The organism is Hymenobacter glaciei (assembly GCF_039539585.1).
GTDB classification, from domain to species: Bacteria; Bacteroidota; Bacteroidia; order Cytophagales; family Hymenobacteraceae; genus Hymenobacter; species Hymenobacter glaciei.
Map to the genome: position 1 here is coordinate 126,695 of NZ_BAABDK010000033.1, position 26,364 is coordinate 153,058.

25 protein-coding genes are annotated in these 26,364 nt (G+C 59.4%); 10 read left to right on the top strand and 15 right to left on the bottom strand.

The genetic code is table 11. The features are described 5' to 3' along the window. Positions 1 to 32: 32 nt before the first annotated feature. Together ABD837_RS22215 and ABD837_RS22220 are read left to right on the top strand one after the other, a co-directional pair. Positions 33 to 1,256, top strand: a complete 1,224-nt coding sequence (locus ABD837_RS22215) for a pyridoxal phosphate-dependent aminotransferase (RefSeq protein ID WP_345058991.1) — start codon at positions 33 to 35, stop codon at positions 1,254 to 1,256. A 145-nt stretch (positions 1,257 to 1,401) separates the two neighbouring features. Beyond that, the gene (locus ABD837_RS22220) at positions 1,402 to 2,397 is read left to right on the top strand and encodes a bifunctional heptose 7-phosphate kinase/heptose 1-phosphate adenyltransferase (protein WP_345058993.1); all 996 of its coding nucleotides are present in this window, start codon (positions 1,402 to 1,404) and stop codon (positions 2,395 to 2,397) included. A 19-nt stretch (positions 2,398 to 2,416) separates the two neighbouring features. On the opposite strand, the gene ABD837_RS22225 is transcribed toward ABD837_RS22220, so the two are convergent. The 7 genes from ABD837_RS22225 to ABD837_RS22255 form a co-directional block, all read right to left on the bottom strand. Beyond that, entirely contained in the window at positions 2,417 to 2,950 is a 534-nt protein-coding gene (locus ABD837_RS22225) for a hypothetical protein (protein WP_345058995.1), read from the bottom strand. Between the two features lie 38 nt (positions 2,951 to 2,988). Continuing rightward, positions 2,989 to 3,198, bottom strand: coding sequence for a zinc ribbon domain-containing protein YjdM (locus ABD837_RS22230; RefSeq protein WP_198068951.1), 210 nt, complete (start codon positions 3,196 to 3,198; stop codon positions 2,989 to 2,991). A gap of 31 nt (positions 3,199 to 3,229) precedes the next feature. Continuing rightward, positions 3,230 to 3,574, bottom strand: a complete 345-nt coding sequence (locus tag ABD837_RS22235; RefSeq protein ID WP_345058999.1) for a ribonuclease E inhibitor RraB — start codon at positions 3,572 to 3,574, stop codon at positions 3,230 to 3,232. Positions 3,575 to 3,664: 90 nt separating this feature from the next. Then, positions 3,665 to 4,333, bottom strand: a complete 669-nt coding sequence (locus tag ABD837_RS22240; RefSeq protein ID WP_345059001.1) for a DUF4279 domain-containing protein — start codon at positions 4,331 to 4,333, stop codon at positions 3,665 to 3,667. Positions 4,334 to 4,335: 2 nt separating this feature from the next. Continuing rightward, positions 4,336 to 5,361 carry a uroporphyrinogen decarboxylase gene (gene hemE, locus ABD837_RS22245; protein ID WP_345059003.1) on the bottom strand — a complete coding sequence of 342 codons (1,026 nt, stop codon included), beginning with the start codon at positions 5,359 to 5,361 and terminating at the stop codon, positions 4,336 to 4,338. Between the two features lie 139 nt (positions 5,362 to 5,500). Beyond that, on the bottom strand, positions 5,501 to 8,281 hold the full coding sequence (locus ABD837_RS22250; protein WP_345059005.1) for an outer membrane beta-barrel protein: 2,781 nt from the start codon (positions 8,279 to 8,281) through the stop codon (positions 5,501 to 5,503). 6 nt (positions 8,282 to 8,287) lie between these two features. Next, positions 8,288 to 9,082, bottom strand: a complete 795-nt coding sequence (locus tag ABD837_RS22255; protein WP_345059007.1) for a GLPGLI family protein — start codon at positions 9,080 to 9,082, stop codon at positions 8,288 to 8,290. 192 nt (positions 9,083 to 9,274) lie between these two features. On the opposite strand from ABD837_RS22255, the gene ABD837_RS22260 reads away from it, so the two are divergent. Both ABD837_RS22260 and ABD837_RS22265 read left to right on the top strand, forming a co-directional pair. After that, positions 9,275 to 10,708, top strand: coding sequence for a sensor histidine kinase (locus tag ABD837_RS22260; protein ID WP_345059009.1), 1,434 nt, complete (start codon positions 9,275 to 9,277; stop codon positions 10,706 to 10,708). A 133-nt stretch (positions 10,709 to 10,841) separates the two neighbouring features. Next, positions 10,842 to 11,516, top strand: a complete 675-nt coding sequence (locus tag ABD837_RS22265) for a response regulator transcription factor (protein WP_345059011.1) — start codon at positions 10,842 to 10,844, stop codon at positions 11,514 to 11,516. 168 nt (positions 11,517 to 11,684) lie between these two features. Here the strand turns inward: ABD837_RS22265 and ABD837_RS22270 are convergent, their stop codons facing one another. Next, positions 11,685 to 12,305 carry a MarC family protein gene (locus ABD837_RS22270; RefSeq protein WP_345059013.1) on the bottom strand — a complete coding sequence of 207 codons (621 nt, stop codon included), beginning with the start codon at positions 12,303 to 12,305 and terminating at the stop codon, positions 11,685 to 11,687. 203 nt (positions 12,306 to 12,508) lie between these two features. On the opposite strand from ABD837_RS22270, the gene purE reads away from it, so the two are divergent. Together purE and ABD837_RS22280 are read left to right on the top strand one after the other, a co-directional pair. Then, the gene (purE, locus tag ABD837_RS22275; RefSeq protein WP_345059169.1) at positions 12,509 to 12,994 is read left to right on the top strand and encodes a 5-(carboxyamino)imidazole ribonucleotide mutase; all 486 of its coding nucleotides are present in this window, start codon (positions 12,509 to 12,511) and stop codon (positions 12,992 to 12,994) included. Between the two features lie 120 nt (positions 12,995 to 13,114). Continuing rightward, positions 13,115 to 14,233 (top strand): endonuclease/exonuclease/phosphatase family protein, encoded by a 1,119-nt coding sequence (locus ABD837_RS22280; RefSeq protein ID WP_345059015.1) that lies wholly within the window; start codon positions 13,115 to 13,117, stop codon positions 14,231 to 14,233. Between the two features lie 128 nt (positions 14,234 to 14,361). Here the strand turns inward: ABD837_RS22280 and ABD837_RS22285 are convergent, their stop codons facing one another. The 3 genes from ABD837_RS22285 to dnaK all read right to left on the bottom strand — a co-directional run bounded on the left by ABD837_RS22285 (position 14,362) and on the right by dnaK (position 17,849). Further along, positions 14,362 to 15,027: a hypothetical protein gene (locus ABD837_RS22285; RefSeq protein WP_345059017.1), complete on the bottom strand. Its 666-nt coding sequence runs from the start codon at positions 15,025 to 15,027 to the stop codon at positions 14,362 to 14,364. 101 nt (positions 15,028 to 15,128) lie between these two features. Further along, on the bottom strand, positions 15,129 to 15,782 hold the full coding sequence (locus ABD837_RS22290) for a hypothetical protein (RefSeq protein ID WP_345059019.1): 654 nt from the start codon (positions 15,780 to 15,782) through the stop codon (positions 15,129 to 15,131). Positions 15,783 to 15,926: 144 nt separating this feature from the next. After that, entirely contained in the window at positions 15,927 to 17,849 is a 1,923-nt protein-coding gene (gene dnaK, locus ABD837_RS22295) for a molecular chaperone DnaK (RefSeq protein WP_345059021.1), read from the bottom strand. Positions 17,850 to 18,082: 233 nt separating this feature from the next. On the opposite strand from dnaK, the gene ABD837_RS22300 reads away from it, so the two are divergent. From ABD837_RS22300 to ABD837_RS22315, 4 genes are all read left to right on the top strand, one after another. Then, positions 18,083 to 18,619: a tetratricopeptide repeat protein gene (locus tag ABD837_RS22300; RefSeq protein ID WP_345059023.1), complete on the top strand. Its 537-nt coding sequence runs from the start codon at positions 18,083 to 18,085 to the stop codon at positions 18,617 to 18,619. Positions 18,620 to 18,825: 206 nt separating this feature from the next. Beyond that, positions 18,826 to 19,593: an ATP-grasp domain-containing protein gene (locus tag ABD837_RS22305; protein WP_345059025.1), complete on the top strand. Its 768-nt coding sequence runs from the start codon at positions 18,826 to 18,828 to the stop codon at positions 19,591 to 19,593. Positions 19,594 to 19,897: 304 nt separating this feature from the next. Then, positions 19,898 to 21,238 carry a hypothetical protein gene (locus ABD837_RS22310; RefSeq protein WP_345059027.1) on the top strand — a complete coding sequence of 447 codons (1,341 nt, stop codon included), beginning with the start codon at positions 19,898 to 19,900 and terminating at the stop codon, positions 21,236 to 21,238. A 9-nt stretch (positions 21,239 to 21,247) separates the two neighbouring features. Continuing rightward, positions 21,248 to 22,231, top strand: a complete 984-nt coding sequence (locus ABD837_RS22315) for an SPFH domain-containing protein (RefSeq protein ID WP_345059029.1) — start codon at positions 21,248 to 21,250, stop codon at positions 22,229 to 22,231. A 229-nt stretch (positions 22,232 to 22,460) separates the two neighbouring features. Here the strand turns inward: ABD837_RS22315 and ABD837_RS22320 are convergent, their stop codons facing one another. The 4 genes from ABD837_RS22320 to ABD837_RS22335 all read right to left on the bottom strand — a co-directional run bounded on the left by ABD837_RS22320 (position 22,461) and on the right by ABD837_RS22335 (position 26,154). Continuing rightward, positions 22,461 to 23,444, bottom strand: coding sequence for an alpha/beta hydrolase (locus ABD837_RS22320; RefSeq protein ID WP_345059030.1), 984 nt, complete (start codon positions 23,442 to 23,444; stop codon positions 22,461 to 22,463). 7 nt (positions 23,445 to 23,451) lie between these two features. Continuing rightward, a complete protein-coding gene (locus tag ABD837_RS22325; protein ID WP_345059032.1) occupies positions 23,452 to 24,039 on the bottom strand; it encodes a pseudouridine synthase in 588 nt (195 codons plus the stop codon). A 309-nt stretch (positions 24,040 to 24,348) separates the two neighbouring features. Then, the gene (locus ABD837_RS22330) at positions 24,349 to 25,470 is read right to left on the bottom strand and encodes an MBL fold metallo-hydrolase (protein ID WP_345059034.1); all 1,122 of its coding nucleotides are present in this window, start codon (positions 25,468 to 25,470) and stop codon (positions 24,349 to 24,351) included. A 3-nt stretch (positions 25,471 to 25,473) separates the two neighbouring features. Next, a complete protein-coding gene (locus ABD837_RS22335; protein ID WP_345059036.1) occupies positions 25,474 to 26,154 on the bottom strand; it encodes an NAD-dependent epimerase/dehydratase family protein in 681 nt (226 codons plus the stop codon). Positions 26,155 to 26,364 lie beyond the last annotated feature (210 nt).

The window sequence follows — 26,364 nt, forward strand, 5'->3', positions numbered from 1 at the left end:
TTACCTTTACCCCGCATTCACCGCTGCTCTTCATGTCTGATACCGCTACGTCCGCTCTTGTTTCGCCGCTTTCCGACCGCCTGCTTGCCATGACCGAGTCGGCCACCATTGCCATGGCCAAGAAGGGCCGCGAGTTGGCCGCCAAGGGCGTCGATGTCATCAACCTCAGCTTCGGCGAGCCCGATTTTCAGACGCCGCAATACATCAAGGACGCCGCCAAAAAGGCCCTGGATGACGGCTACACCTTTTACACGCCCGTGCCCGGCATCCCGGAGCTGCGGCAGGCCATCTGCGATAAGCTGAAGCGCGATAACCAGCTTGATTTCCAACCTACCCAGATTGTGGTGAGCACCGGCGCCAAGCAGGCCCTGGCCAACGTCATCCTCAGCCTGGTGAATCCGGGCGATGAAGTCATCGTGTTTTCGCCGTATTGGGTGAGCTACGAGGAGATGGTGAAGCTGGCCGGCGGCGTGGCTGTGCCACTGGTGGGCACCCGCGAAAACGACTACAAGGCCACCGCCGCGCAGCTAGAGGCGGCCATCACGCCCCGCACCAAGCTCATTATGTATTCGTCGCCGTGCAACCCAACCGGCGCCGTGTTCAACCGCGCCGAGTTGAGCGCCATTGCCGAGGTGCTGGCCCGTTACCCGCAGGTGTACGCCCTGGCCGACGAGATTTATGAGTACATCAACTTCGTGGGCGAGCACGTGAGCCTGGCGCAGTTTCCGGCGGTGGCTGACCGGGTTATCACCGTGAACGGCTTCTCGAAGGGCTACGCTATGACGGGCTGGCGCTTGGGCTACCTAGCGGCCCGCCAGGATATTGCCACTGCCTGCGACAAAATGCAGGGCCAGATTACATCGGGCACTTGTTCTATCACGCAGCGGGCTGGGGTGGCCGCGCTGGCCGGTGGCCGGGCATCGGCCGATGAGATGGCCGCTGCCTACCGCCGCCGCCGCGACCTGGTTTTAGAACTGGTGCAGGACATTCCCGGGCTGAATACCCCCACGCCCAGCGGGGCCTTCTACATCTTCCCCGAGGTGTCGGCCTTCTTCGGCCGCACTGCGCCCGATGGCAGCACCATCCGCAATTCCTCCGATTTAGCGCTGTTTATTCTGAATAACGCGCATGTATCGTCGGTGTCGGGCGAGGCATTTGGCGCGCCGGAGTGCCTGCGCTTCAGCACCGCCGCCGCCGATGACAAGCTGGTCGAGGCGTTTCGGCGCATCAAGGTGAGTCTGGCGAAGCTGGCGTAATTAGTTAATCAGAACGTCATGCAGAGCGCAGCGAAGCATCTCGCGGGCTCAAGTAAATCCAATCGATTGAGTTAGTTAAAGTCCGCGAGATGCTTCGCGGCGCTCTGCATGACGTTCTTTTTAGCGTCGTAAATTCAGCGAAACCTTGCCCGAAACTTCCCTCACCGACCTGTTCAACGACTTCAATAACCTGTGCGTCCTCATTATTGGCGACGTGATGGTGGATGCTTACGTGTGGGGCCGCGCCACGCGCCTTTCGCCCGAGGCCCCCGTGCCGGTGGTGCACGTGGCCCGCACCGAAAACCGCCTCGGCGGGGCCGCCAACGTGGCCCTGAACGTGCAGGCCCTGGGCGCTACGCCGCTGCTGTGCGCCGTGATTGGCACCGATGCAGGCGGCGACCAACTACTGCAACTGCTGCACGAGCGCGACCTACCCGCCGACGGCCTCATCCGCAGCGCGGCACGGCCCACCACCGTGAAGCAGCGCATCCTGGCTCACGGCCAACAGCTGCTGCGCATCGACTCGGAGATTGAAACGGACCTTAACGCCGAGGAAGCTGAGCAACTGCTGGCCGCCTACGACGACCTGCTGGTCCGCGCCGATGTGGTGATTTTTGAGGATTACGACAAGGGCGTGCTCAGCGAGGCCGTCATCACCGAGTGTATTGCCCGTGCTCGGCAGCATGGCATCCCCACGGTGGTCGACCCCAAGAAGAAGAACTTCCTGGCTTACCGCCACTGCACGCTCTTCAAGCCTAATTTGAAGGAACTGCGCGAGGGGCTGAAGCTAGAGTTTGGCGAGCCCAACACTGACCGCGCCGGCTTCGAGGCTGCGGTAGCCCGATTGCGGGAGGAACTCACGCCTGAAATGGTGCTGGTAACGCTCTCCGAATACGGGGTATTTGCGCAGCAGGCAGCGGAGAAAACCTACCTGCCGGCCCATCTGCGCATCATTTCCGACGTGTCGGGCGCGGGCGACACCGTCATCAGCATCGCGGCGCTGTGCGTGGCGCTGGGCCGGCCGGCGGCCTTCACGGCGGCGCTGGCCAACCTGGGCGGCGGGTTGGTGTGCGAGCAGGTGGGCGTGGTGCCCGTGGAAAAGCAGCGGCTGCTGGAAGAAGCGCAGGAAGCTGGCTTATAGCAAACCGAATTGCTCTGCTTCACGCTGCTATTTGTTCCAAAAGCTGATGCTGTTCCTGCCACTTGATTTCGGTGAAAACCTTGGAATAATGGGTAAAGAAGTCTACATGTTTTTCACTGCCTTCAAATAAATAGCAGCCTTCGTCGCAGTTGTTAAGAAAGATTAATGCGCTGGCATCAAATTCCAGTTTGATGCCAAATAATAATTTATGGTCTAGAGGATGACCATCTGCAAATCCCATATGGATTTGTTGTAACTCGCTTCCAACCAATTTCTGCATATCAGATTGCTCGGATACTAGGGAGATATATCCAAAGTAGTTTGGAACGTAAGCAAGCATATCTGCTACGTTTACAACTTCGTAGCAAATCTGTTCGGAATCGTTTGTTATATAGACGAATAGCCCAGTAGCGAGCGAAGAAAATTGTAGAAGCAAGCCCAGCGGCTGAGATTCAACAGAAGCATCAGGGTCGGCGCTAATAGGCCATGCGCCACTTGCTGCCTCAGGGTCGTAAATCGGGTAATCCAAGCGATAAATATTTTCTAGTATCATCCGCTTGTTTTCTGATGAATAAAATTAACATAGCAGTGCTAAGCCTTCTTCAGAAACTCGGTTTTGAGCACCATGGTGCTGCCACCGGCGCGGCCCTCAATTTCGGCAGCGCTGTTGGTGAGGCGGATGTTTTTGACCAGCGTGCCGCGCTTAAGCGTGAGTGAGGAGCCCTTTACTTTGAGGTCTTTGATGAGGGTAACCGAGTCGCCTTCGGCGAGTAGGGTGCCGTTGCTGTCTTTTACGTCCATGAAGGAGAGAAATGGGGAATCGCCGACGCGATTATTCGGGGTTGAACAGCGTCATCTTCTCAACTCGCCATCCATCGTAGGCGGCAATGCCGTGATGGGCGGCGAGCTGGTTAAACACCAGGTTGCGTTCGTGTAACAGCGCGGGAGTCAGTAGTTCGGTTTTGCTCATGAACAGCGTCCAGGGTTGGCCTTCTTCGACCTGGCCGATGTACTCGTTCGCGTAGCCTTCGTCCCGCAGCTGCTCAAACAGGGGGCGCAAGGGAGCCATTTGCGCATCGGTGAAATAATAGCACCATTTCAGCGGAGCGGAGGTGTCGAAGCCACTGGCCTGCATTTGGGCGAAAAGGGCAGTGATGTGGTCGAGGCTGGAATCCATGCAGAGAAGGGTGGTGGGAAGGTGAGCTACCCGCAGTAAGCCTTCACCGTTTCCACAATGATGCGGGCATTGTAAGTAGCTAAATGCGGTTCAATCGTCGTTCTTATAGAAATTTCCCTCAGCGTAGAGGTCGAAATCGATTTCAAGATTTAGCGCCGCCATGCGTTGGATACATTCTTTATCGAGATGTAGGCCACCGAGCATGGTATTGCCATTGTGAAAGACGGAAATAACACGGAGGTAGCCTTCCGCTTGGTCGACCAAGGAGCGTATTCCGGCAGAGTCATGCTCTAGGAAAGTGAGAAGTTGCTTGAGTTGCACTTCAAATTCGCCGGGACCGGGATGTGGTTCAAATTCAACAGAACTGTACTTGCGGAGCGCACCGCCAAATCTTCTTTTTTCGCCTTTATTCCAGCTATCCGTTGGCTTGAGTTTGGTCAGCTCCAGAAGCTGCTTAGCGTCCAGGGTATCCGATGTAGCATGGAAAGATATTCGATTCCATTCCTGGGTCCAGGCCCATTCTGCATCAAAAGGAGACGTGGCCAAGGAAATGGAAATTGCGAGATAAAACTTTTCGCCTTCGACCACGAAATAGACAATTGCTAATTGGTCGTCCTCATGAAGCGTAATAGCTGCGACTTTAGGATTCCCTTCTGCAAAAGCTATTGCGTGAATTTTCAGAAATTGCTTCGTTACTCCTAATGCAGGTTGCTCAATTTCTGCAACAGCAGCGGCAATTATAAAGGCGTTATCCAGCACAATTACCCTCGCCAGGCCTTCACCGTTTCCACGAAAACGCGGACGTTATCGGGATTGGTGTCAGGGTAGACGCCGTGGCCGAGGTTGGCGATGTGGGGGCCGCCGGCAAACTGGCGCAGCATGGCTTCGGTAGCGGCTTTTACCTGCTCGGGAGTGCCGTAGAGGGCGCAGGGGTCGAGGTTGCCTTGCAGGGTTTTGTTACCGGCTTGCAGGCGCACCTGGGCGGGGTCCTGGTTCCAGTCGAGGCCTATGGTGCGGCAGGGCGTGGCGGCGAACTCGGGCACGGCCCACCAGGCACCTTTGGCGAATACCGTGACGGGCACGAGCGGGGCCAGCGCCTCGGTGATTTCGGCGATGTAGCGGGCCGAAAACTCGGTGTACTGCGCGGGCGGCAGAATGCCGGCCCAGGAGTCGAACACCTGCACCACCTGCGCGCCGGCTGCTACCTGCGCTTGCAAGTAGGCAATGGTGGTAGCGGTGATTTTGGCGAGCAGGCGGTGGGCCAGCACTGGCTCTTTGTAGAGGAAGCCGCGGGCTTTGCTGAAGGTCTTGGAGCCATGTCCTTCAATCATATAAGCCAGGATGGTGAAGGGCGCGCCAGCAAAGCCGATGAGCGGCACCCGGCCGTTGAGGGCTTTTTTGGTGATGCGCAAGGCATCGAGCACGTAGCCGAGGCCATCTTCGGGGTCGGGGATGCGGAGCTTATCAATGTCGGCCGCCGACTTGATAGTGGTGGGGAACAGGGGGCCGCGGGCTTCCACCATTTCGTAAGGCAGGCCCATGGCGTCGGGCACCACCAGGATGTCGGAGAAGATAATGGCGGCATCCACATCGAGCGCGTCGATGGGCTGGATGGTGACTTCAGCAGCCAGCTCGGGGGTTTCCACCAGCTCTTTGAAACCGGAGAGGCGGGCGCGCAGGGCGCGGTATTCGGGCAGGATGCGGCCAGCCTGGCGCATCAGCCAGACGGGGGTGCGCTCGGTGGCTTCGCCCCGGGCGGCACGCAGGAAAAGGTCGTTTTTCAGCATAAGGAAGCGCAAAGGTACGCCGGGAGGGGTTGCGTTGCCGAATGGGGGTTTATTGATGACGAATGCCGTTTTACCGTTGCTAAATGCTGTTGTGGTAAAGAGTAGGGTACGACCCTGCACGCTACCTGAAATGGGCCGGTTACTTTCCAAATTGCCGCAGGTTGTACGTGAAGCTCAGCAGGAAATACCGCTGCAATACGACGCTGCGTACGTCTTCAACATAGGTTTCGGTGGTGTTGCGCACGAGGCTGCGGTTCTGGTTCAGCAGGTCGTGCACTTCAAGCTTGAGCTCGCCCTGCTGGTTGGCGAAAAACTGACGGGCCAGGCCTACACTCCAGAGCACCAGGCGCGGGTTGTAGCCGGCAGTGCGGCCGGTGCTGCTGGTGGCCCACACGTCGGAGGTGAGCACAAAGTGGGCGGGTAACTGGTAAAACACGTCGCCGGTAAGGGTTTGAGAAAAGTAAGCGCTGTTTTGGGTTGGCAGGCGCGAGTAGGCCGCCGCCTGGTACGAGGCGTTCAAAGCAAGATTGAATTCGAGTTGCTCGGTGAAGGAGGAATGTACGCTAGCGCCCTGACCCAGGCTCCAGGTGCGGCTGGTGTTGGGCAGCCCGTTCACAAAGCTTGGGCTGCGGACGAGGCTGGCATTGGTGGTCAGGTTGACGTTGAGCTTGTGGGTAGCAAAGCGCTGGCCCAGCGACAGGAAACCAGTAAGGCTGTAGTAGCCGTCGGCGTTCACGGGGCGGGTGGCTTGCACGCCGCCCGGGCTGAAAGCGGTAGCCGCCACAATGCGGTTGTCGACGCGGCTGCCGTTGAGCAGGCCAAACACGCTGCGGTTGGTAGCCGGGCTGAACTGCGAGTAGGTAGCGACTAGCGACTGCACGTATTCGGGCCCCAGATTGGGGTTGCCGACCTCGATGCTGAGCGGGTTGGTATTGTCGCGCACGGGCTGGAGCTGAGCGGGCGTGGGCGCATTCAGCCGGGTGCGGTAGTTGAGGCGCAGCGTGCGGTTGGCCCGGCCAGTGTAGCTGAACAGCGCGTTGGGCAGCAAGCGGCCGAAGCTTCGGAACACGGTGGTATTGGCGGTGAGGTTGTGCACCTGTTGGGTGGCCAGCTGGCCATCGAGCCCAAGACCCACGGTGTAGCGCAGGCGCTTTTTTTGCAGAGTGAGGCCCGCCCGCTGGGCCTGGTAGCGGCTGGCGAATTCGTTGCTCAGGCCGGGGTTCAGGCGGGTGTACTGGCCGGTGGCTTCGTCGAAATCGGTGGTGCGGCGGCGGCCCTCGCCCCGGCTGTCGGTGAAGGTATAATGGCCTTCGAGCTTGGTGCGCAACGAGAGCGGCTCGGCGTAGGAAAGCGTGAGGGCGTGGGTGCGCGCGGGCGTGGCCTGCTCAATGCGCTGGTTGAGTACCTGCGTGGTGGGCGTGCCGCTGGTATCAAAAAAACGGTTGGTGGCCTGGTTGTAGGCCGTGGCATCGGGCCGGCTCAGCGTCGAGTTGAGGTTGGCTGAAAACGTGCGGCCCAGACGCGCAAACTTGCGCATGAGCAAGGCATTGCCACCAGCCGTGCCAGTGGTGCCCACTGCGTCGTACTGGCTCTGGCCCTGGTTGAGGAGGCGCGCCCCGCTGCTGGATTGCTGCTCATTGAAACGGCTCAGGGTATTGGGCTGCCAGGTAGCGTAGGGCGTGAGGCGCAGCGAAGTCAGGGAGTCGAGCCCGTAGTCGAGCCGAAAATTGAAGCGGTGGCTGGTGGTGCTGTTGCGCTCGCGCACAGCCTGGTCGGTGAGCAGCGGCGGCCCCACCTCGCCGCCGGGCAGCGGCAAGCCCGCGGCGTTGCTGCGATGGATTTGCTGGTCGGTGGTTTCGGTGGTGCGGCCGGCGAGGTAGCTGGTCGCTACTTCGGTATGCTTGCCCCAGGCGTCGCGGTAGTTCAGCCCCACGGCCCCAGCCGCGGTAATGCTGGTGGGCTGCGGGTCGGTGCCTTTGGCAGCAGGGTTGCTACCCTGAATCCGCATGGTGGGTGCGCCAGTGCCGGGGCTGTTTTCGGTGGGGGCGGGGCTGCCATCGGCCGCGAAGCCCGGCTCGTTCACGTTGTTGGCCATTGCCAGGGCCGAAAACTGGCGGCCGTTGTTGAAGCGGTTGAGGCCCAGCTTGCCGTCGTAGCGGCCATTGGTGCCCAGGCCCGCGCCGTTGGCCCCGAAATAGCCTTTGCGCTTGTCGCGCTTGGTAACGAGGTTGATGGTGCGCTGGCGGTTGCCGTCGTCGATGCCCGAAAAGGCGGCTTGGTCGTTCTGCTGGTCGAACAGCTGCACCCGGTCGATGATGTCGGCTGGCAGGTTGCGGGTGGCCATTTTGGGGTCGTCGCCGAAAAAGGGCTTGCCATCAACCAGCACCCGGTTCACGGCTTGGCCTTGGGCCCGGATGCTGCCATCGCGGGCTACTTCCACGCCGGGCAGCTTCTTCAGGAGGGCTTCCACGGCCGCGTTGGGCTGGGTTTTGAAGGCGCGGGCATTGAAGTCGAGGGTGTCGCCCTGCACGCTCACCGGAGCCAGGTTCTGGGTCACCACCACCTCGCCCAACTGCCGGGCCAGCGGGCCGAGGCGCAGGGTGCCCAAATCGGCGGTGGGTTGGGTTTCCATCAGGCTCACCAGCCGGAACCGGGGGCGGTAGCCCAGCGGCGTTAGTTGCACCAGGTAGCCGCCGGGAGCCAGGTTGCGCAGGGCAAAACGGCCGTCGCCATCAGTGATGCCAAAGCTGACGTAGCTTGAATCGCGGGCCAGCAGCAGGGTTACCGAGGCTTCACGCAGGGGCTTGCCGGAAGTCGAGTCGGTCAGCAAGCCACTGACGGCGCCCGGCCGGCGAGGAGCCTGCCCGTAGCCGGCCCGAGTCAGGCCCACCAACAGGCCAAGAAGCAGGAAGAAACGCATGGATTCCTAACGGCCTTCGCCCTCTATCATGCGCTGGCGAAAATCAGCCTGAGCTTTGGCGCGCAGGTCTTTTAGCTCCGCGGCGGTTACGAGCTGCGCGGTGCCCGCGGGGCGCACTTCCGTTTCCGCCACGGCTTTCAGGTCGACTTTGGTGGCCTGGTATTGCTCTTTTTCACCTTCTAACTGCAGCACCACACCCTTCTCCGGCATCAGTTCGCGCACCGGCGAGTAGGTGAAGGGCAGGTCGGTAGTGTACCAGACGGTGTAGGTGTCCTTCTGGTAAGGTACGGTGGCTTTGTGGCAGGTGTAGCCGGCGATTTTGCGGGTTTGAGAACTGAGTATCCAGCCGCTGGGAGCCACAAAGGGCGCGTCAGTGCGGTAGGTTGTGGTGGTGTTGTCCTTCGATACGGTAAGGACGGTGGCCACAGCTCGGCCAGCCAGGTCGACGTACGTTATTTCCTCAAAAGGTGCCTTCAGTACCGTGGTTTGCGGGATGCCGCCGCCTCCATTTACGGCAGTAGTCATGGTGCGCAGGGCCCCGCTCTCGCGCTTTTCCCTGGCATAGCTGCCGGCAAAGGCCAGGCTCATGCTCGTGGTGCGCGTTTCCGGAATATCGGCGGGGAAGTCGGGGCTGCCGGGCTTCACCACCTGGCCATTGACCACCACGCGAATCTGGCTGGGGTCAATGCGCTTGGTTACTTCGAATTGAATCTGGCCGCTGGCCTGGGCTTGGGCCGAGCCAGCCCCAAACAGGCCAGCGAGCAGGAGCAGAATCGGGAGTTTTTTTGCAACGTTTTTCATGGTGATGCGGTGTTTGATTGAAGGCTGCAAAGCACCGGCATAGCTTTGTAAACTACAGTTATACTGTGTTAAATAGTGTTAACGGCGGCCGGGGTGGCTTGGGGAGATGTACTTTTGGACTCCCCTGGCCGTCATGCCTCGGCTGCGCTCGGCATGACAGTCCGGACTCCTTACTTGTAAAAAACACTCAGCATGAAACGCCGCCTCCGCTACATTTTTGGGCTTATGGTGGTGTGCATGGTGGGCATCAATGGCTTCCAGGCCTACTGGCTTTACACCACTTACCAGCTTACCGCCAGCCAGTTCGTTCGCACCGTGCGCGATGCTCTGGCCACCGTGGTGCAGCGCCAACAGGTAGCCGATGCCCGCCAACTGATGCAGCAGCCCGGGTCGAAGCACCCGCAGCGCGTCATCTTCCGGCACTACAACGATGCTGATGGCGGCTCCTTCAGCAATGTGGTGGTGATGCCGGCGCGCCCGGCCCCACCCGATTCGGCCCGGCGCTACCGGGCCAGTAGCCAGAAAGTGCGGATGATGGTGCGCCGCTCCGGGCAGGCTGTGGCCGATACCTTGGTCCGCACCATTTCCAGCCTGCTTATCCGCGACTGGGCCGGTGGGCGAGGGGTGAACCTCAAGCAGCTCAGCGCCGCCTACCACACCGAGTTGCGCCAGCGCGACACCGATGCAGATTTCGTGCTCGATACCCTGCGTTCGGGCCTGGCTACTGCGGACCGCCCCGGGGCGTGGGCAGCTGGCTACACCCTGCTCACGCCGCCGGTGATACTCAATCCGTTGGTCGATTTGGAGGTACGGGCCGCGTTCCAGCCACCCACGTTCTTCGTGCTGCGGCGCATGGGCGGGCTGCTGGCCGGTTCGGCGGCGCTGCTGGCTCTCACCACCGCCTGCTTCTGGCTGATGCTGAGTACCATTCTGCGCCAGAAGAAACTCTCCGACGTCAAGAACGACTTCATCAACAACATGACGCACGAGCTGAAGACGCCCCTGGCGACCGTGTCGGCGGCCGTGGAGGCACTGCAAAACTTCGGCGCGCTCCACGACCCTGCCAAAACCCAGACCTACCTCGCCATCTCGCGCACCGAGCTTCAGCGCCTGTCCGACCTGGTCGAAAAGGTCCTTAACATTGCCGTCGATGAGCGCCAGCCGCTGGAGCTGGCTCCCGAAGCCGTGCAGCCCGCCGCCTTGGTGGCCGAAATTGTGGCCCGCCACCAGCTGCAAGCGGCCAAGCCCGTGCAGTTCGAAGTGCAAGTCGACGCAACTGCTGTGCACTTCGACCGCCTGCACCTGGGCAACGTCCTCAACAACCTCATCGATAACGCCATCAAGTACTCGCGGGAGGCCGTTACCATCACCATTCGGGGGCGGCAGGAGGCCACCGGCTGGCACCTGAGTGTGGCCGACAATGGCCCCGGCATCGACCCTGGCTACCAGGAAGCCATTTTCGACCAGTTCTTTCGCGTGCCCACCGGCAACCTGCACAACGTGAAAGGCTTCGGCCTCGGGTTGTACTACGCGCGGCAGGTGGTGGAACGCCACGGCGGCCGCATCGCCGTGCGCAGCGGACTGGGGCAGGGCAGCGAGTTTGCGCTTTGGATTCCGCAGGGGTGAAGGCCGTCAGTGTTTCAGAACGCCATGCCGAGCGCAGCCGAGGCATCTTGCTGGCATTGTAATCACGATTGAATCACTACCACACGCGAGATGCCTCGGCTGCGCTCGGCATGACTGCTATTAGTTAACTCTTATGCCCACCATCCTCCTTGTAGAAGATGAGCCTTCGCTGGCCCTCATCGTGAAAGACAGCCTTGAAAGCCGGGGCTTTCAGGTTGATTTTGCGGCTGATGGCGAGGCCGGCCTGCACCAGTTCCGGCAGCAGTGCCCCGACATTGTAGTGGCCGACGTGATGATGCCCAAGCTTGATGGTTTCGCTTTGGCCGGACATATTCGGCGTGAAAATGCCACCGTGCCCATTCTGTTCCTCACCGCCCGCTCGCAAACTGCCGACGTGGTGCAGGGATTCGAACTGGGTGGCAACGACTACCTGAAAAAGCCTTTCAGCATGGACGAGTTGATTGTCCGCATCCGGGCGCTGCTGGCCCGGGTGCCGGCAGCCGCCGCGCCGGTTTGCCTGCTCACCATCGGGCGCTACCAGTTCGACCATCCCAAGCAAAAGCTGCGCCTTGGCCCGCAGGAAACCGACCTTACCAACCGCGAAGCCGAACTGCTCAAACGCCTCTACGACCAGCGCAACCAAGTACTGGAGCGTACTACTGTGCTGCGAGAGCTCTGGGGCGACGACTCCTTTTTCAATGGCCGCAGCCTCGATGTGTTCATCACCCGCCTGCGCCGCTGCCTGAAAGACGACCCGCAGGTGCAGATTGTAAACATCCGCGGCATTGGGTACAAGCTGATTCTGTAGGTAGGCGAATGGTTAAATCCCTTCATGCAGAGCGCAGCGAAGCATCTCGCGTGCTACCACTAACCAAGCTTATTAAATATTGCGCAGGTATGCGCAGAAATTACAATTGAGTTACTGCCCCGAGCGAGATGCTTCGCGGTGCTCTGCATGACGGGCTTGGGCTAAAGCCTACTTCGTCAGCCCCGGAAACAGCACGCCAATGGCCGACGCCAGAAAGTTGACCCCAATGGCCAGGGTAATAAAGCCCATGATGCGCGACATGGCCGCCATGCCGGGCTTGCCCAGCACGCGGGTGAGGCGTAGCGAGAAAATCAGGACGATGAATGCCGCCAGCGCCACCAGCACAAAGCCAGCCACGGTCATGGCCTTATCCACGTAAGTGGGCCGAATCAGGCCGATGCAGATGGCCATGGAGCCCGGGCCAGAAAGCATGGGCATGGCCAACGGCGTGAAGCTGATGTCGTCTTTCTGCTTGCTTTCTTCGAGAGCTTCGGGGCCCACGCGGTCGCGGTTAGCGCCGGGCGTAAGCAAATCGAACGCCGAACGGATAAGCAAAATGCCGCCCGCGATGCGCAGGTGCTGGATGCTGATGCCGAAAAAGTTGAGGATGTACTGTCCGCCGAAAAAGGCCACGCTCAGAATGGCCACCATGTAGATGCAGGACCGCAGGGCCGTACGCGCCCGCTCCGAAGCCCGGTCGTCGGCCGTGAGGGTCAGAAAAACCGGCATCGCCCCGAATGGATTGACGATGGAAAACAGGGTGGTGAAGGTGGCAAGCAGAATTTCCATGGGGCGTAAAGGTAAGAGCGGAAGCTAACCGGGTGGAAATGTCCTATTTTGCCGTCATATTACGGCCGGGTGGCAAGTTGCCGCTCATTTCAGGTATTATTTCCCGCTTCGATTTCATGTTTCCAGATTCTCCTGCTTCCACCGCTGCCAGCGGCTCGGCCGACGACCGGCCCACCACCGAAAATCCCATCGTGGGCATCATCATGGGCTCGAAATCGGACCTGAAAATAATGTCGGCCGCCGCCGATATTCTGCGGCAGTTCGGGGTGCCCTACGAAATCACGCTGGTGTCGCCGCATCGCACGCCGCACCGCATGGTGGAGTACGCCGAAAGCGCCCGCAAGCGCGGCCTGCGCGTGCTCATCGCCGGTGGGGGTGGGGCGGCCCACCTGCCGGGCATGGTAGCGGCCTTCACCAACCTGCCCGTCATTGGGGTGCCCATCAACAGCACGCTGTCCATTCAGGGGCTCGATTCGATTCTGAGTATGATTCAGATGCCGACGGGTACGCCCGTGGCCACCGTGGGCCTCGACAACGCCGCCAACGCCGCCGTGCTGGCCACCCAAATGCTGGCCATCGGCAACGCCCGACTAGCTGATTCGCTCGAGAAATACCGCAACACCCTCAAAGACCGGGTTATGCGCACCATTGAGGAACTCCGCAAGGGTGGTTTTCAGGACGACGTGTAGGGCTGCACAACTAAATAGCTGTAAAAACGTCCTGCTGGACAAAGACGGGCCGAAGGACGTTCTTTCGGTTCATGCCTCTTTGCCCACCGCTCTGCGCCAATTCCCACCCATTCTCCCTAAATGCCCACATTTTTATCTGCGCTTTTAACCGCCGGCCACTGGGCAGTGTGGATTCTCGGCGGGGCCGGCCTGTTGGTAACGCTGCTTCCCATTTTCCGCCAAACGGCGTGGTGGATTCGCATCTGCGACTTTCCGCGTCTGCAAATCGTGGCTGCGCTGCTCCTAAGCCTTGGGGCGGCGCTGCTGCTGCCTTCCCCTCGCAGCTTTAGCAATAGCCTGTTTGTGGTGAGCCTGGCGGTGGCCGTGGTGTACCAGTTTAGCCGCGTGTGGCCCTACACACCGCTACATAGCAAGCAGGTAGCCGATGCCAGCCGCCCGGCCGATGACAACGACCACCACATCAGCCTGATGGTGGCCAACGTGCTGATGTACAACCGCGACGCTTCGCGCTGCCTGGGCCACATCCGTCACCTGAGCCCCGATGTGGTACTGGCCGTTGAAACCGACGACTGGTGGCTGAGCCAGCTGCAGGGAATCACGAAGGATTACCCGTACACCTGCCACGCGCCGCTGCCCAACACCTACGGCATGCTGGTGTTTTCGCGCCTGCCGCTCATTGAGCCGCAGATTCGGTACATTCTTGACCCCGATATTCCGTCGTTTCACGGTTGCGTGCGCTTGCCCAGCGGCCTCACCGTGAACATGCACTTCCTGCACCCCAAGCCGCCGGCCCCGCAGGAGTCGAAAAACAGCGCCCGCCGCGATGCCGAGCTGCTGGTCGTGGGCAAGGTTATTCAACACCACGACGGGCCCACCATTGTGGCTGGCGACTTCAACGACGTGGCCTGGTCGCATACTTCGGAGCTGTTCCGGCGGCTCTCGCGCCTGCTCGACCCGCGCATCGGGCGTGGGCTGCTGCCCACCTTCCACGCCGACTACAAGCTGCTGCGCTGGCCCCTCGACCACGTGTTTCATTCGGCCCACTTCCGCCTGCAGGACCTGCGCCGCCTCACCCACATCGGCTCCGACCATTACCCCATCTACATCCGGCTCAGCTACGAGCCCAAGGGCTGGCAGGAGCAGGAGAACCAACTCGAAGCCGCCGACGACGACGACCACCAGGAAGCCGATGAGAAGATTGAGGAAGGAATAGAGGACGTAGCCGAAGAAGTTGGGTAAAGCCTCCGTTTCCCAAGTCAGCCCCAGGCTAAAGCCCAACAAAAAGCCCTCGGCGCACGCGCCAAGGGCTTTTTGTTATAAATAAACGTGCTGACAGCATTGCCTTGTTGTAGCTGCCGCCGCACAAGCTATTTTTTGGTGGTAGCACGTTTAGCGGTAACCAGCTCGGCCGGCGTAAAGCTGGCGGCCGGCATCTGGCGGCCGTTGGACCCCAGGTACTGCGGACGAATTTCCACCACGAGGCGGCGGTTAGCGCCCGTGAAATCGGTGAAGCCGGCGGCAAAAGCGGCGGGCGTGCTGCCGTTCAGCTGCTCAGGCTTCACATTCATGTCGATGTTGATGGGCAGCGTTTCGATGGCGCTGGCTTCGAGTTGGGTGTCGACGCCGGTGCTGCCGGCGGTGAGTTCCTTGCCATCGAGCAATAGCTTGTAGTCGAGCTGCTTGAGCTGCACACTGGTTACGCTGGGGTTGCGGGCGTACACACGCATCTTGAGGTGCAGGGGCAGACTGCCGGCCGCCAGCGCCGTTTGCAGCTTCGCCTGCTGGGCCGACGGCACATCCGACGCCTCACGCACGAACAGAATGTCCTGGCCGCCGAGCTTGGCTTCGTCCACGAAGTTGAGGCGGTATTGCATCTGGGTATAGGCCTCGTTCTCGAGGGCCTCTGCCGAGACCTTTTTACCGCTGGGTTTATCTTTCACTTGTTCGCTCACGCTGCACGAAGCAGCCGCAATGAGCAGGGCACCTAGAGCCAGTGCGCGGGTGGTAAATGGGAGAGCCGAAATTGATTTCATGATATCAGGAAGCAGGGCAAAAAGAAAAAGAAGCATAATGGCCCAGCTTGTGCGTGCTTACGCGAACGAGCGGCCAAAGGATTGCAAAGCCAGCGCAACGGCTAAATATTGAGCTTAATGCGAGCAACCAGCAGCAATAGGGCCATTACGAAGCCTAATAGAATAATGCGAAAGCCATGGGCGCGGTCGGCCGCAGAATAGGCCGGGCCCTGGGTACCATCGAGCAGCTTTTTCTTCGCGTACAACAAATTCAGCCCAATAATGATACCGATAATGCCGCCCAGGCACGCCAGCAGGTACCCCGCAATGATGGAGACTTTTTGGCTGGCTTCGGGCTTGGTGAGCTCCACGGCGCGGTATTGCCGCAGCAGGCGTACGGTATCGGGTGTTACGTCGCGGCCCCGTTGCCGCAGAATGCGGCCCGCCAGCGCTACATCGTAGCTGTTCCACTCGTCGCGCTTCAGTATCACTTCAAACAGCTCATCGTCGGCGAAACCGAAGAGGTAATGGCTGGGGTCGGCATTGGCGGTCAACTCTTCGCTGGCCTGGTCTTCCAGCTCGCGGGCTGCCTCAAAATCGGCGGGTTTTAATCGCACCACAAAACGGTTTTCCGTTTCATTAAAGGCCATCTTCGCGTCATACACCGGTTTATCAAAACCAGTCTCGAACAAGACCTCATGCTTAAAGAGTAATTCAATCAGCGGCTGCGCTGCTTCGGGAGAAATGAATGACTGATATTGTTTAAATGCACTCATGTAGCCCAAAGGAAGTTTAAGGCCGCTAGTTAGCCGATTTTTCCCAGGAAATTCACATGGTCGCCCTTATCGGTGGCAGTGAGGCAATAAAAAAGGCCGGAAGCTCTCGCGTCCGGCCTTCTCAGTGCTGGCAATAATCAGGAATTATTTACCGTCAACTTCTTCGTAGTCCACATCGGTTACGTGGTCGGCGGGCTGGCCCTGGCCGTTGTCGCCTTGCGGCTGACCGTCGCCACCCGGCTGGCCACCTTCGGCACCGCCAGCGGCGTACATCTCCTGCGAGGCAGCCTGCCAAGCGGCGTTGATGGCCTCCATGGCGGTGTCGATGCGGGCGAGGTCTTTGGCTTCGTGCGCCGATTTGAGGTCGGCCAGCGCACCTTCGATGGCGGTTTTGTTGCCACCGCTCAGCTTCTCACCGTACTCTTTCAGCTGCTTCTCGGTCTGGAAAATCATCGAGTCGGCGGCGTTCACCTTGCTGATGCGCTCGGTTTCGGCTTTGTCCGACTCAGCGTTGGCGGCGGCTTCGTCGCGCATGCGCTTGATGTCGTCCTCGCTCAGGCCGCTGCTGGCTTCGATGCGAATTTTCTGCTCTTTGCCGGTGCCTTTGTCCTTGGCGGTTACGTTCAGGATGCCGTTGGCGTCGATGTCGAAGATTACCTCAATTTGCGGCACGCCACGGGGTGCGGGTGGGATGCTGTCGAGGTGGAACTTGCCGATGGTGCGGTTCTGGCTGGCCAAAGGGCGCTCGCCTTGCAGCACGTGAATTTCTACCGAAGGCTGGTTGTCCGAGGCCGTCGAGAAGGTTTCCGATTTCTTGGTCGGAATGGTCGTGTTCGACTCGATGAGTTTGGTCATTACGCCGCCCATCGTCTCGATGCCGAGCGACAGCGGGGTCACGTCGAGCAGCAGCACGTCCTTCACTTCGCCGGTCAGTACACCGCCCTGGATGGCAGCACCGATGGCCACCACTTCGTCGGGGTTCACGCCTTTGCTGGGCTTCTTGCCGAAGAACTTCTCCACTTCCTCCTGGATGCGGGGGATGCGGGTCGAACCACCCACGAGGATAACCTCATCGATGTCGCTGGTGCTCAAGCCGGCGTCTTGCAGGGCTTTTTTCACCGGGTCCATCGAGCGGCGCACGAGGTCGTCGGCGAGCTGCTCGAATTTGGCGCGGCTCAGTTTCACCACCAGGTGCTTGGGGCCCGAGGCCGTAGCGGTGATGTAGGGCAGGTTGATTTCGGTTTCGGTCGAGCTGGAGAGCTCTACTTTGGCTTTCTCAGCAGCTTCTTTGAGGCGCTGGAGGGCCATCGGGTCGGAGCGCAGGTCGAGGCCTTCGTTGTCCGACTTAAACTGGTCGGCCAGGAAGTTGATGATGACCTGGTCGAAGTCGTCGCCGCCGAGGTGGGTGTCACCGTTGGTGCTCAGCACTTCGAACACGCCGTCGCCCAACTCCAAGATGGAGATATCGAATGTGCCACCGCCTAGGTCGTACACGGCAATTTTCTGGTCCTTGTGCTTTTTGTCGAGGCCGTAAGCCAGGGCAGCGGCGGTGGGCTCGTTGATGATGCGCTTCACGTCGAGGCCGGCGATGGCTCCGGCTTCTTTCGTGGCCTGGCGTTGGGCGTCGTTGAAGTACGCGGGTACCGTGATAACGGCTTCGGTTACGGTCGTGCCGAGGTAATCCTCAGCAGTTTGCTTCATTTTCTGGAGCACCATGGCCGAGATTTCCTGCGGCGTGTAAGTGCGGTCGCCGATTTTCACAGCCACGGTGTTGTTGGCACCAGGCGCGAGCTGATAGGAAACGAGCTTCTGCTCCGACGACACTTCGCTGAAGTGGCGGCCCATGAAGCGCTTGATGCTGGAAATCGTGTTCTGGGGGTTGGTCACGGCCTGGCGCTTGGCCGGGTCGCCCACTTTGCGCTCGCCCTTACCCCCGTCGAGGAAGGCGACGATGCTGGGGGTGGTGCGGCGGCCTTCGCTGTTGGGAATTACAACGGGTTCGTTGCCTTCCATTACGGACACGCACGAGTTGGTGGTGCCGAGGTCAATGCCGATTATTTTGCCCATGAGGTGGGTGTGTTGGTTATAAAGTGGAATGTGTCAGGTTAGAGGCAGCCTTTCAGCCGCTGACCCACGATTACAAGCAACGTACCAGCATGCATTTGGTGACAAACTGTCACCGATTGTCGGCCTGCGCCTATGTTTGGCGACGCGGTGGCCGGTTTTGGTTTGATAGGGTAGGGCAGGCCTGACAGGGGTGCAGAGAAGGTAAGCCAGTTTCTGCGCTATTTGCACGAGAATTGGATTTTAATTACTCAAATCCCAAACCTATAATTAGTAGAAAGTCTGTGGCGTCAAACGTACCAATAGTGAAGCAAGTGGCTTGGATTTCAATAATTCCTCAGCTTGCTATTTTATTTCTGATTGGACTGATTTGGTATTTGTGCGGAGCAGAAAACCCGGTATTCCCAACAGCGGCTACTTATCTCGGACTAGGATTCATGCTCAGAAATATTGTTGCCAAAGACCATAGAAGAGGCATGCAATTAGTGAAAAAGCCTGCCTATATGGAGGCAATTCCATTTTTTGAATCGAGTTACCAATACTTTACAGCAAATGCATGGGTAGATAAGTACCGCTACTTAACCCTGCTAAGTTCATCGGGCATGTGTTATCGAGAAATGGCGCTATGTAACATAGCATTTTGCTACAGCCAAATTGGAGAAGGTCAAAAAGCTCGGGCATACTATCAGCGAGTTTTGGAAGTCTATCCAAATAATGGGTTAGCACAAACCGCGCTTCGAATGATGGAGTCGGTTGAAAAACAGGCAGAATAATGCGTGATTGCCAAAGGGCAATTTCTTGCAGAAGAAACGTCTGCGTCTGCCGCTCCCAGTAGACTGAATAGTGCTTCCAGCACGGCTCGTGGCCCATGCCGGGGAAGTCGTGGGGGCTTTGTGTCGGCTATGCCATGGCCATGCTTAAATAAGGGTAAGATATTATATGGCAGGCGTTACTTTCGGATACGAAACCCTTTCCCTCCATGCTAAACATCCTTCTGCCCAGCCTGCCATACGAGCGCGCCATCGACCCGATGTGGCAAGATGAAATGGAAACGGCTCAACGTCAAGGGTACAACGTTTGCCTCTTTGATGCTGAGCAGGAAAAGATATACCGGCAGCCCAATGCGCAATGGCCCACGTTGTACCGTGGTTGGATGCTGACGGCGAAGGAATACGAGAAACTCGAGCGACTAACACCGCTGCTGGTACCCGCTGCCATGTATTTGACTTCGCACCAGGCCCCGGGTTGGTATGCTGCGATTGCGGAATTTACGCCGCGCAGTCAATTTGTGAAGGCAGGCGCCGCGCGGGAAGCCATTGCAACATTACTGAGCCGCGACGGGCGTTGTTTTGTCAAGGGGCTGAGCAAGTCCTTTGGAGATGATTCTATCATTCATTCCGTGGAAGAATTTGACAGCTTGCTCAGTAAACATACTGTAGCAACTGGTGAAGAGCTGTTCTTGAGAGAGGCCGTGGAGTTATCGAATCAGGCTGAGCGTCGGTTTTTCGTGGTCCAAGGCAAAGCTTTTGGAGTAGATGGAAGTGAGTTTCCTGAGGAATTAGCGCCTTCCCTTGTGGCTTTGCAAAGCCGGTGGTTTTACACCGTTGATGTCGCTTTTCAAGCTGACGGCAAGCCAACAATTATAGAAGTCGGCGACGGGCAAGTCTCCGATATCAAAGAGTGGTCAGTTTCTGAGCTATACAAAACGGCGATAGCCCGTTTGACTGATATCAACTCGTCGATTTAGAAGCGCTTAACGCTGCTGCCCCAATCAACAGCTTAGCGCTTTTGCTATACCTCGCAGCCCACACCGGCGAAATGGTGGTTCACACTTTCGGAGCGCGAGAAGGGCAGAAAGCCCAACGGTGTAGTGCCTTGTTCTGTACCTTCGGCTATATATTGATTTGCACAGTGGATGGAGATAACTGTGCATTTGCCTTCCACGGTCTACCAACAGAGCGCGGCAAAGCCTGCCAATTAACTGGCGTTAAGCGCTGAAAAGGCTGGTTTTTCGCCACTGCTCAACTCTCTACTAGTTTGTTTTTCGATTAATGGCTACCGAGATAAAAGCAATTAAATGCCCGCAGTGCGGCAGCCCACAGAAGACAGAAATTAAGCCCGGAAGCTTCCGCTGCAGCAGCTGCCAGACAGACTACTTTCTGGACGATGACCGGCTCACCATTCAGCACAACCACACCTTCCATCTCCCCGCGGCACCTCCGCCCGCGGCCCGCCTCAGTCCCCTTGTGCGGGGCGTGCTGGCGGCGTTGGCGGTAGGCGTGGCCGGCGCGGCCCTGCGGCTTGTGCCCGGCGGTACTGCCGTTTCGGACGGGGGCGCTTCCGACCTGTCCAGCGCCTCTGGTTCCCAGTACTATGGCCGGATAGAAAAAACGGTGCCTCTGGCCGGGAGTGAGGGCCAGCCGGTGATGCTGGTAGTGGCCAGCCAGAGCTACAATCAGGAAGGCGATAAGGCTAAAAACGGCCCTTACGTGACGTTCTATGACCCACTCAAGCACAAGGAAATTGATACGGAGCGGCTCGACGTGCCGGCGGTCTCGGCGGTTGACGTGGAAGCCCGTACTTTCTCCGACGGCCGGCAGTACGTCATTGTCAATAAAACCACGCTGTTTGTGGTGGACAATGCTGCGCTGAAGCTGGTGGAAGCCGGCAAGCAGTGGTTTGAGCGGCAACCGGTGTTGCGGGCTGGTTTGGCCAGTATGGAGTTTGTGCCGCAGTCTAACGGTGACGGGCTGGCCCTGCTCACCAACGACGGCAAGAGCCTGTTTTACTACCCGCTGGTAAACCGCATCTACACCGAGACCGAACTGGACGCCGCGGACGACGGATTTGCCAATCTGCTGCCCGGTGCCACGCTAAAAACGTCCTACACCTTTACCAACCCCACCTCTTCCTGCAAAGGCACCCCGGTGAAGCTGCTGCAAATCAAATTCAAGGACAACGGCGGGGGGCCGAAGCGCCTCTGTGAAAACGTGATGTGCTCGCAGGTATCTACGGGCACCGACCCGAACACCGGGGCAACAGCCTACCGGAACGAGGACATAAGCGGCCCCGAATACTACCGTGTTACGTCGTACCGCGACTTCACCCCCGGCCGCCTCTACTTCAAGCCCAGTTTTCTCTATGCCGATGCGCAAAGCGTGCTGATTGCGTCCCGCGCGACGCCTGCGCCGGAAGCGCCCCTCAACCTGCAATGCCTGGACCCGGCCACGGGACAAGTGCGCTGGACTGCTCCGCTGGCTAAGCTAGGGGACCCGTACGTGCTGGAGCTGGTGGCCTGCAAAGGCGGCTTTCTGGGTTCTTCTTCCTATGGGACGGCCGGCTTTGTAGTCAGTACAGACGGCAAGGTTATCAGCCGCTTCGACCTCAAATAAACCACCACCATGGGTTTCAAAAACTTTCTGAACGCGCAGTTTGCTTCCGTAATTGAGTGGCCCAACCAGGCGCCCGAGTTGCTGGTGTACCGCTACCCGGCGCCCACCGCCGAAATCAAAAATGCCAGCAAGCTGCTGGTGGCACCGGGCCAGGGCTGCCTGCTGGTATACGAGGGCCAAGTGACGGCCGTGCTGACCGAGGACGGCCTCTACCCGCTCGCTACCGCCAACCATCCCTTCATTACCGCCCTGCTCAAGCTGCGGCAGGGGGCTGAAAGTGAGCACAAGCTGCGGGTGTATTTCTTCCGGCAAGCCGAAGTGGTGAGCCAGGCCTGGGGCACGGCCACGCCCGTGAAGTACGTGGACCCCGTCTATGGCTTCCCCGTCGAAATGGGCTTGCACGGCAGCTACTCGTTTAAAATCGTGGATGCCCAGCGCTTTTTCACGGAGATTGTGGGCTCGCGCGATGCCTACACAGCCTCAGAAGCCCGCGCCCTGATACAAGCCCGCGTTGGGCAGCACATAGTGGTGGGCATTGCTACGGCGGCCCTTTCCTGCCAGGTTATCGACGCGCAGCTGGCGCAGCTATCGGAGACGTTGCGCGGCGCCCTAAATGCCGAATTTGCGGACCTGGGCTTTCAACTGACCGATTTTAAGCTGTCTGGGACGGCGTTTGACAAAGACACCCAGGCGCGCATCAAGCAGATTGCCGATGTGCGGGCGGCCACCCTGGCCGCCGCCGAGGGTTCCCTGAGCTACGCCGAATCGGAAAAGCTACAGGCCCTGCGCGATGCTGCGCGCAACACCGGTGGCTTGGCCGGCGTAGGCGCCCAGCTGGGAGCCGGCCTGGAGCTTAGCAAAGCCTTCGGCACCGCAACCGATGCGCCAGACCCCGTGGCGCAGCTGCAAAAACTAAAGCACCTGCTCGACGAAGGTATTATCACACCCGAAGAGTTTGAAGCGAAGAAAAAAGAGTGGCTAACCAAGCTGTAGAAGCTGTTTCGGAAGCTGGCACAACCTGATAGAACGATGTAGAGACGCGACCCATCGCGTCTCGGCGTTGAACGATTCACCCAAACGGCGTGGAGGCCGAGACGCGATGGGTCGCGTCTCTACATCGTTCTGCTTTCTTCCTAAATAGCTTCATACAGCCAGGCTACCAGGCGTGGTGCAGTTGGCGAACAGGCTGCCCGGTAACCTTCTGCCAGTGAGGCAAACCACGTTATTGCGCGTCGGCTGGTAGAAACCCCTGAACCTGCTGTTGCCAATCGGCGGCGTAGCGCTTCCAATATGGCTCGTGGCCCACGCCGGGGAAATCGTGGCGGGCTTTAGGGCCGGCTAGATGGGCGAAGATGGCATCGGTTTCGGCGCAGGTTACGCGTGGGTCGGCAGTGCCCCAGAGCAGGAGCGTGGGCGTGTGAATTTGGGTGGCGTAGTGCTCAGCGTTGAGGCCGAAGGCCCAGAACCCGTTTTGCGCGCCGCCCCAGAACACCAGCAAGTCAGCCATCGGGAAACCCGGGACGTGCATCGATTCGAAGCGGTTGTAGGCCGTTTGGCGCATGTTGCCGTAGGGGCATTCCAAGATGTTGGCGTCGGCTCGCACCCCCAATTCGGCCTCGGCCCGCATAATGGCTACGGCCCCCATGCTCACGCCGTAAAGAATCAGGGTTTGGTGCTTATTCCCGGGTTGCTGATATCGGGTGGAATCGTTCAGCCAGCGCACGGCGGCAGCTACGTCGTCGGCCTCGCGGTAGCCCACGGTGGTGCGGAAACCGGCCGAGTTGCCGTTGCCGGCTTCATCAACGAGCAGCACATTGTAGCCCAAGCGGCGGAAGTAGCCAGCCTCGTGGGTGAGGTGCGACTTGCTGCTGGTGTACCCATGAAACAGCGCCACCGTGCCCCGGCTGCGGCCAGAATCGGGTCGGGCGTACCAGGCTTCGAGCGGGCCATTGGGGCTGGCGATGGTTACGGTTTCGACCGGGAAGCTGGGCGTGGGTCCGTTCAGCGGCTTGGGGTTGCGGATGCCGGTGAGCAATAGCCAGAGCTTCTGGCCGGAGCCGAGCTGTTCGGGGTTGGGCGAGTGCAGGCCGGGCTCGTTGGAGAAATGCGTGAACCGCCAGGCGTGAAAAAACGCCACGGCGTTCATGGCCCCAAATGCGGCGAGCAAGACCAACAGAAGCCAGCGACGGTGGGAGCGGTTCTTCATTTCAGGCTCAGAAACGCCGGATGGTACCGCTTATTTTGCGCAGTAAATCCACTTCTGCCGCCGTCAGCTCGCGCCATTGGCCGGGCTGCAGCTCGCCCACACCCAACGGGCCAATGGCGGCGCGCACCAGCCGCAGGCAAGGCAGGCCCACGGCTGCGCACATCTTGCGCACCTGCCGGTTCATGCCCTGCGAAATTTGAATTTCCAGCCAGCCGGTGGGAATGCTGGCGCGGTAACGGATAGGGGGCGTGCGGGGCCAGAGGTGCGCCGGCTCGGGCAGTTCGGCAGCTTCAGCGGGGGCGGTAAGGCCTTCTTTTATCTGCACGCCGCGCCGCAGCTGCTGCAACGCGGCCTCCGAAACGGTGCCTTCGACCTGTGCCCAGTAGGTTTTCGGGACTTTGAACTTCGGGTCGCTCAGGCGGTGCTGCAGCTGCTTGTCGTCGGTGAGCAGGAGCAGGCCTTCGCTGTCGAAATCAAGCCGACCCACGGGGTACACGCCGGGCACAGCCACAAAATCCTTGAGCGTGGCGCGGCCGTGCTCGTCGGTGAACTGGGTGAGGACTTCGTAGGGCTTGTTGAGCAGGATGTAGCGCATGCCGTCGTGTTAAATATGAACGTCATGCTGAGCTTGCCGAAGCATCTCTAGCGCGTAAGTAATCGATTTACTCTTGAGACTTGTTCCTAAATACTGAAAAGCACCAAATTGGCGGTCATGCTTCATTTTACGTCCGCGCAGTCGAAGCATCTCTACCGCTTCGTTGCACCGATTGGATTGCTTACGCGGTAGAGATGCTTCGACTGCGCTCAGCATGACGTTCTTTTTTTGTTTTTTCTTATTGGGGAACAAATCTTTGCAGTAGAGATGCTTCGGCAAGCTCAGCATGACGTTCTATCTATTCGTTTTCTACTGCCACCACCGCTCCTGGGGCAGCGCAGCCCCCAAAGTTACCGGTTCGCCCAAATGCGGGGTGGTGATTACCTGACCGAGCCGCGCGGCTTCGGCAGTAGCGCGTTTCACGGGCTCGTTCCAGGGGTGCAGCGACTCGGTGAACGCGCCCCAGTGCACGGGCAGCATCACGGCGGCGCGCACGTCGCGGGCGGCCTGCACGCTCTGCTCGGGCTTCATGTGGATTTCGGCCCAGCCCTTGTTGTACTGCCCGCACTCAACCACAGCCAAATCGAACGGCCCGTACTGCCGGCCGATGGTGGCGAAGTGCGGCCCGTAGCCACCGTCGCCGGTGTAAAAAACGCGCTTGCTGGCGCCCTGCACCACCCACGAGCACCAGAGCGTGGAGTTGCGGTTGGTGAGGCCACGCCCCGAAAAGTGGCGGCTGGGCGTGCAGCGCAGCGTGATGTTGGGCAGTGTCACGCTGTCGCCCCAGTTCATTTCGGTGATGCGGTTGCGGGCCACGCCCCAGGCGCGCAGGTGCGGGCCAATGCCCAGCGGCACGTAAAACTGCCCCACCTTGTCCTTTATTTTCTCGATGGTTTCGTAGTCGAGGTGGTCGTAGTGGTCGTGCGAAATGAGCACGGCGGCGATGTAGGGCAGCTTTTCGGGCGTGATGGCCAGCTCCGGGTTGTAGCGCTTGGGCGTGGCCCAGCTCACCGGGCCCATCTTCACGCTCAGCATGGGGTCGAGCAGGATGTTCTGGCCCGCGATTTCGAGCAGACTGGCCGAGTGACCGAACCACGTCACGCGCAGTATTTCGGGTGTTTTGCGGACGATGGCCAGCGAGTCGAGCGGCTGCTGGGGCAGCGGGCCGGGCGGCTTGGCATCAGCCGCTTTGCGGAAGAAGAAGTTCCACATCACGCCCACCGTGCTGCCACCCGTGAGCTCCCGGGTGGGGAGCAGGTTCCTGAATTTGCCTTGTTGGTAATGGCCCGACTTCGCGTAGGCGGCTTTTTCCTGGTCAGTGGGCGTGCCACCCAGTTGCGGACTGAGGCTGGTGAAAGCCACCACTGCTAGCAGCAGAGAGCCGAGAATGGAGCCAGTAGTCACAAGGAATTTCTTGAAGGGTTCACGCATAAATTAAGGTCGCGGAGCAACTTTGCCGTGGGCCAGCGCCACGATGTCACGCACTTCGAGCACGGGTTTGGAATAGCCGAAGTCAGCCGCGTTAATCATCGCCCGGCCCACCTCCTGCATGGTGCTCACAAAGTCTGGGGCCAGTTGCCGGGCCAGCGGGTAGAGCCAGGCAATGGCGCCGTACCACTTCAGAATGTTGCGTTGGCCGGCTGTGGCCTTCATAAAGCCCGGCCGGAACATGTAGGCCGCCCGGAAGGGCAGGGCCAGCAGTTGGTTCTCGGTTCGTCCCTTCACACGGGCCCAGTGCTGGCTGCTTTTTTCGCTGCTATCGGTGCCGGCGCCGGACACGTAGATGAACGTCATTTCCGGATTGAGGCGCACCATGGTTGCCGCCACCGCCAGTGTCATGTCGTGGGTGATGCGCTCGTACTCTTCCTTCGAAATGCCCACCGACGACACGCCCGCGCAGAAAAAACAGGCGTTGTAACCCGTCAGCTGGCTTTCGACGGCGCTTAAATCGGCTAGCTCAGGCACCAGCAGTTCGCGCATTTTGGCGTGGGTGCGGCCGGTAGGCTTGCGCGTGAGCACCAGCACGTACTCCACGGCGGGGTTTTGCAGACATTCGAGCAGGACGCCATCGCCCACCATTCCAGTAGCCCCGGTTAAAATGACACGTCGTTTCATCTGCGGTTCGGTAAAGTAGGAGGGAGGACGAACGCTGCACGCTTTTACCTTACCAGCATGCTATGCCGCGCCGCGCGCAATGCAGCTTAACGAATGGCTCGTAATGTGACTATAGATAAAAATCCAGTTAAAAAGATTCTCTACGGGCCATTACAGGCTGATTGGGACTGGAAAACCCGGTGTAACTGCCCAAAAACCGTTGGTAATTAA